The 5727-nt window shown below is 43.7% G+C and carries 6 protein-coding genes; all 6 read left to right on the top strand.

The window, feature by feature from the left end; all coding sequences use genetic code 11:
- The coding region (locus IH879_07355; GenBank protein MCH7674752.1) for an SDR family oxidoreductase at positions 1-867 on the top strand (867 nt) is incomplete at its 5' end.
- 158 nt (positions 868-1025) lie between these two features.
- Positions 1026-1382, top strand: coding sequence for a ribosome silencing factor (rsfS, locus tag IH879_07350; GenBank protein ID MCH7674751.1), 357 nt, complete (start codon positions 1026-1028; stop codon positions 1380-1382).
- 1 nt (position 1383) lies between these two features.
- Positions 1384-3036, top strand: coding sequence for an arginine--tRNA ligase (locus tag IH879_07345; GenBank protein ID MCH7674750.1), 1653 nt, complete (start codon positions 1384-1386; stop codon positions 3034-3036).
- A 97-nt stretch (positions 3037-3133) separates the two neighbouring features.
- Positions 3134-4045, top strand: a complete 912-nt coding sequence (locus IH879_07340) for a sugar kinase (GenBank protein MCH7674749.1) — start codon at positions 3134-3136, stop codon at positions 4043-4045.
- 63 nt (positions 4046-4108) lie between these two features.
- Positions 4109-4528, top strand: a complete 420-nt coding sequence (locus IH879_07335; protein MCH7674748.1) for a YjbQ family protein — start codon at positions 4109-4111, stop codon at positions 4526-4528.
- 107 nt (positions 4529-4635) lie between these two features.
- Complete coding sequence (locus tag IH879_07330; protein ID MCH7674747.1) at positions 4636-5466, top strand: ATP-binding cassette domain-containing protein; 831 nt, start codon at positions 4636-4638, stop codon at positions 5464-5466.
- The last annotated feature ends 261 nt before the right edge of the window (positions 5467-5727 follow it).

The following is a 5727-nucleotide window of genomic DNA, read 5'->3' as shown; positions in this document are numbered from 1 at the left end:
AATAAAGGGCATGAAGTCGTTGCTATGGACAATTTGTTAACTGGCACGGTTGCGAATATCGAGCATTTGCAGGGAGAAAAATTTAAATTTATCAAGCATAATGTCACCGAGTATATATATTGTGCCGGACCGATCGACTATGTGATCCATTTTGCTTCACCAGCCAGCCCAAAAGATTATTTAGAATTTCCAATCCCAACATTAAAAGTAGGAGCCTTGGGAACGCATAAAGCGCTCGGTTTGGAGCGGGAAAAGAAAGCAACATTTCTGCTTGCCTCCACATCCGAGGTTTACGGTGACCCCCAGGTGCATCCGCCAACGGAAGATTATTGGGGCCATGTAAACCCCGTTGGGCCACGCGGCGTTTATGATGAAGCAAAAAGGTACGCAGAAGCGATTACAATGGCGTACCATCGGTTTCACGGCCTGGATACGAAAATAGTAAGAATCTTTAACACTTACGGTCCCAGAATGCGGCCGAAAGATGGGCGTGCTATTCCGGCTTTCGTTCCCCAAGCCTTGAAAGATCAACCGATCACAATTTTTGGAGATGGATCACAAACTCGAAGTTTTTGCTTCGTGGATGATTTGATTGAAGGTGTCTGCCGCCTGATGGTTTCCGATCACCATGAACCGGTTAATATCGGCAATCCAAATGAGATGACAATCAAACAGTTGGCAGAAACGATCATCAAATTGACCGGCAGTAAAAGCGAGATTATTTACAACCCGCTTCCAATTGACGATCCCAAAGTTCGCCAGCCCAATATTGAGAAGGCGAAAACTATTTTGGGATGGGAACCTAAAGTTTCTCTCGGTGAGGGGTTGGGCAGAACCATCAAATGGTTTAAAACGCAAAAGCTTTAAGATATAGCGTTCTATCGTGGAGTCCCGAACAATCCTTAATTTGCCATTCCCCGTGCTTGTTTGAAATTTGTAATCGCGAATGCCTATTTGGTACAAGGAAAAGTCCTACCAAACGATGTCATTGGTCGGGCATATTTTTTGTGAAAAAAAAGGAGGGAATAAGTTATTTGGATTTTAAAAAACTCGCGGAAAGAATCGCAAATCTATCTTTAGAAAAAAAAGCAACAGATGTGCTGATTTTAACCCTGCGCCCACTCACGACCATGACAGATTATTTTGTGATCTGTTCCGGTTCTACAAACACTCAAGTTAAAGCAATTTCAGACCACATCTTCGAGACTTTAAAAGGGGAAAAAACCCGGCCGCTGCATATCGAGGGACAATCGAATCAGGAATGGATTTTACTTGACTATATTGGAGTTTTAGTACATGTGTTTCAACCGGCGCGCAGAGAGTTTTATGGTTTAGAAAGACTTTGGGGTGACGCGGAAATTATCGAAGTGAAAGACGAATAGAATGTCTGAACAGGAATACTTAATAATAACGCTATCGAAAGCGCTTGAGTCAAAAGGGTTTGCCTCGTCGGGTGAGCTTGAAATTACATTGGAGCGGCCAAAGAATCCGGAGCATGGAGACTTTGCAACCAATGTGGCGATGTTGTTGGCTTCAAAATTAAAACGAAATCCGAGAGAGATTGCCGCCGAATTGCTGGAAGAATTAGACTTAGATTCAAAGGTTGTGTCAAAAACAGAAATTGCCGGTGCAGGGTTTATTAACTTTCATCTCGAAAATAAATATTTGGGTGAGTCTTTAAACACGATAATCAAAGCAGCGGATAAATTCGGCTGCAGTGATTGGGGCGCGCAAAAAAAGGTACAGATTGAATTTGTCAGCGCTAATCCGACCGGACCGTTGAACGTTGTGAGTGCACGGGCTGCGACTGTTGGAGATGTGCTGGTGAATTTATTTAACGCAGTCGGGTTTGATGCGAAAAGAGAATACTACGTCAACGATGCCGGCCGGCAAATAAGACTTTTGGGCAAGTCGGTGAGTGCGCGTTACATGGAATTACTGGGGCAAGAGGAACCTTTCCCGGAAGAAGGGTACCACGGCGATTACATTCGGGACATTGCGAAAGAAATTCACACGGAGCACGGGGATAAATTTGTGTCAAAGGAGCAAAATCAAAGATGGCAGGAGTTTTCGGAACTGGCTTTGGAAAAGATTTTGGTGGAGCAAAAAAAGACACTTTCCGATTACCGGGTTGATTTTGATATTTGGTTCCGTGAAGGTGATTTGCGAACAAAGAACGTTCACTTAAAGGTTTTGGAAAGCCTGTCTCAAAATGGCTACGTTTATGAAAAAGATGGCGCGAAATGGTTTAACTCTTCCGAGTTTGGTGATGAAAAAGATCGTGTTTTGGTGACCGGTGAGGGCGAGCCTACTTATTTTTTGGTCGATATCTCTTATCATGCCGACAAATATCAACGCGGCTTTGAAAAACTTTATGATCTCTGGGGACCTGATCATCACGGATATATCCCAAGGATGAAAGCCGCACTGAGTGCCCTCGGTTATCCGGAAAGCAGCTTTGAGGTCAACATTATTCAGCAGGTAAATCTTTTCGAAAAAGGTGAAGTGGTTAAAATGTCCAAACGCGCCGGCAAAATCATCGAGATGAAAGAGCTGATCGAGGAGGTAGGTGTTGATGTGGCGCGCTTCTTTTTTGTAGCGCGGCGCAGCCAAAGTCCACTCGATTTCGACATGGATTTAGCCAAAAACACATCTGAGGAAAACCCGGTTTTCTACGTGCAATATGCCCATGCACGAATTTGCAATATTATTAAACACGCCGAAGAACAGGGTTTCAAGTTACCGGATCATGCAAATTTAAACTTACTTGAACAAGAAGAAGAACTGGCTTTAATAAAAAAGCTTCTGGAATTTCCGGATATTGTTTCGAAGGCAGCAAAATTTTTGGAGCCGCATAGAATTCCAAATTACTTACAGGAATTAGCAGCTGCGTTTCATCGCTTTTATCATCACCAACGGGTCGTAACGGAAAACAAAGCGTTGACAGGTGCGCGGTTGGTTTTAATCAAATGCACTCGAATTGTTCTGGCGAATGCGTTCAAACTTTTGGGGATTTCAGCACCGGAACGGATGTAAAGTGGGGTGGCTAACTTTACTAAAATCTTCATGGTTTTCGAAGGTTTAGAAAATCCCCGCCATAATTGAAAAATTGATAATTTAAGGAAGACAACATATGAGTATCCTTGTTGTTGGGTCGGCTGCTCTGGATACAGTCGAGACGCCATTTGGGACCGTTGAAGATGCCTTAGGAGGCTCAGCAATCTATTTTAGCGCCGCCGCCTCGTATTTTGCGCCGGTAAATTTGGTCGCTGTAGTCGGAGATGATTTTCCTAAAGAGAAAATTGAATTCTTAAAAAAGAAAAATGTAGATTTTAGCGGATTAGAAGTTGCAGACGGGAAAACTTTTCGCTGGGGTGGAAAGTACGGTTTTGATTTAAATGATCGGGACACTCTGTTTACCCACCTGAATGTATTTGAGAAATTTGAACCTAAAATTCCCAATTCTTATAAAAACAGCGAATACATTTTTCTGGCTAATATCGGTCCGGATCTGCAAATGGATGTACTGAAGCAGATTCAATCACCCAAATTAGTTGCTCTGGATACCATGAACTACTGGATTGGCGGGGATCTGCCTGCGCTTCGTGAAACGCTGAAACATGTCGATGTTCTGATTGTTAATGACTCTGAAGTGCGGCAGTTGGCCTACGAAGCTAATCTGGTTAAATCATCTAAAATTGTTCAGGAGATGGGCCCCAAAACTCTCATCATCAAAAAAGGTGAGCATGGAGCTCTTTTGATAACCCAGGACTCGTTTTTCTGGGCGCCCGCTTATCCATTGGAATTTATTTACGATCCAACCGGGGCAGGAGATACATTTGCGGGCGGTTTTATGGGCTATATGGCCAAAAGTGACGACATTTCGATTGATAACTTAAAGCGGGCAGTTGTGTTTGGCAGCACCATGGCCTCTTTCTGTGTAGAAAAATTTAGTTTGGAACGATTAGAGAATTTGACCGAAGAAGAGATTCGAAAACGTTTCTATGAATTTTGGCAAATGACGAATTTTGATCCCAACGTTTAAATTGATTGATTATTGTAGTAGGGGCACACTGCAGTGTGCCCCTACTTTCAAACAGGGAATAGCATGAAAATAATTACCGATTCAATCGAACTTTCAACGAAAGGCCACACTGATATCATCGACATTACTCAGCAAGTCGACGCCGTTTTGAAAAATTCAGGACTCTCAGAAGGCAGTTTGACGGTTTTTGTTGCCGGTTCTACTGCCGGCATAACATCCATTGAATATGAACCCGGCTTGTTGAAAGACATCCCCGAAGCATTTGAAAAATTTGCACCCACCGGTGTTACCTATCACCACGATGCAACCTGGGGCGACGGCAACGGTTACGCTCATGTTCGCGCGGCAATGCTTGGGCCTTTCTTTAGCGTCCCGTTTAAAGATGGCGATCTCATTCTCGGCACGTGGCAGCAGATCGTCCTGATCGATTTCGATAATCGTTCAAGAAATCGCAGCCTGGTTGTACAGTTGCTGGGTCAGTAGGTCGCGTTTTTTTTAAAAATCCTTTGATTAAAATTTCATTCTTTCTATTTAAGAGTACGTATTCAAATTTAAATTTTGCGACTTAATCATCTTTTTTTAAAATAAGCATGATTAGAATTTCAAACCTAGTTTTCGAATACACAAACGGCGAAGAAAAAAATCGCGTGCTGGACGGCATCGACCTGACTATTCGAGAAGGTGAGTCCCTTGGGTTGATGGGACCGAACGGCGCCGGCAAGACGACTTTAGCCCGGTGTTTAAACGGCCTGCTTCTGCCCACCGAAGGCGAAGTTTTGGTAGACGACATGAACACAAATGAAGCTGCCAAAATTTCCGAAATACGACGCTTGGTGGGCATGGTTTTCCAGAACCCTGAGAATCAGATTGTCTCCACAACTGTCGAACGGGAGATCGCCTTTGGTCTGGAAAATTTGGGCATCAATTATGAGCGAATGCACGAAACTGTGGATAAAATGCTTGAACAGTTCGATCTGCAAAAATACCGCAATCATCCGCCGCACCTGCTTTCAGGCGGCGAAATGCAGCGTCTGGCGCTGGCCTCAGTCATGGCCATGTCTCCCAAGTACATCATTTTCGACGAGCCGACTTCTTTGCTGGATCTCGCCAGCCGGAAAGCACTGCTTTCCCTCATTTCCGAATTTCATAAAAAAAATCAAACCGCAGAAAATCACTGCCAAATCTCCACAATATTCATCACCCAATATCCGGAAGAAACACTTACGTTTGATCGCCTGCTGGTCTTAAACCAGGGGCAAATCGTTATGGATGACAAGCCCGCCGAAGTTTTCCAAAAAGTCGAGGAGCTCAAAAACCTCGGTTTGGAAGTGCCCGCCGAATTTGAAGTAAACCATTATTTAAAAAAACTTTCCAACGGTAAATTGTCGCTTAATACTTCAGATTTCCTGCCGATACCTTAAGCGATATGCCAGATAAGGTTATTTGACAAGCACAGTGACGTGTGAACCGAATGTCCCATTAGTTTTAGGGTGTTCAGTTATAAAAACCGGACCGGTGACTTTGTTGGCTCAAAATAAATTACCATCCGCTGCCAGAGGTCTGGCCGAAAAGTGCCTAAAGCCACACTAGCCCATGGTTCTACTCCGCTCACTATTAAAGAGTAATTCCAAGTCGAAGATTCGTTCTTTATGATGCTACTTTCGACGCGACCTCTGGACTTC

Source organism: candidate division KSB1 bacterium (assembly GCA_022562085.1).
GTDB lineage: Bacteria > Zhuqueibacterota > Zhuqueibacteria > Oceanimicrobiales > Oceanimicrobiaceae > Oceanimicrobium.
This window is presented reverse-complemented; position numbering and strand designations above follow the sequence as displayed.

Coding starts and splice junctions, on each gene's coding strand:
- IH879_07345 (MCH7674750.1), top strand. CDS start 1,384: ATGTCTGAACAGGAATACTTAATAATAACGCTATCGAAAGCGCTTGAG.
- IH879_07340 (MCH7674749.1), top strand. CDS start 3,134: ATGAGTATCCTTGTTGTTGGGTCGGCTGCTCTGGATACAGTCGAGACG.
- IH879_07335 (MCH7674748.1), top strand. CDS start 4,109: ATGAAAATAATTACCGATTCAATCGAACTTTCAACGAAAGGCCACACT.
- IH879_07330 (MCH7674747.1), top strand. CDS start 4,636: ATGATTAGAATTTCAAACCTAGTTTTCGAATACACAAACGGCGAAGAA.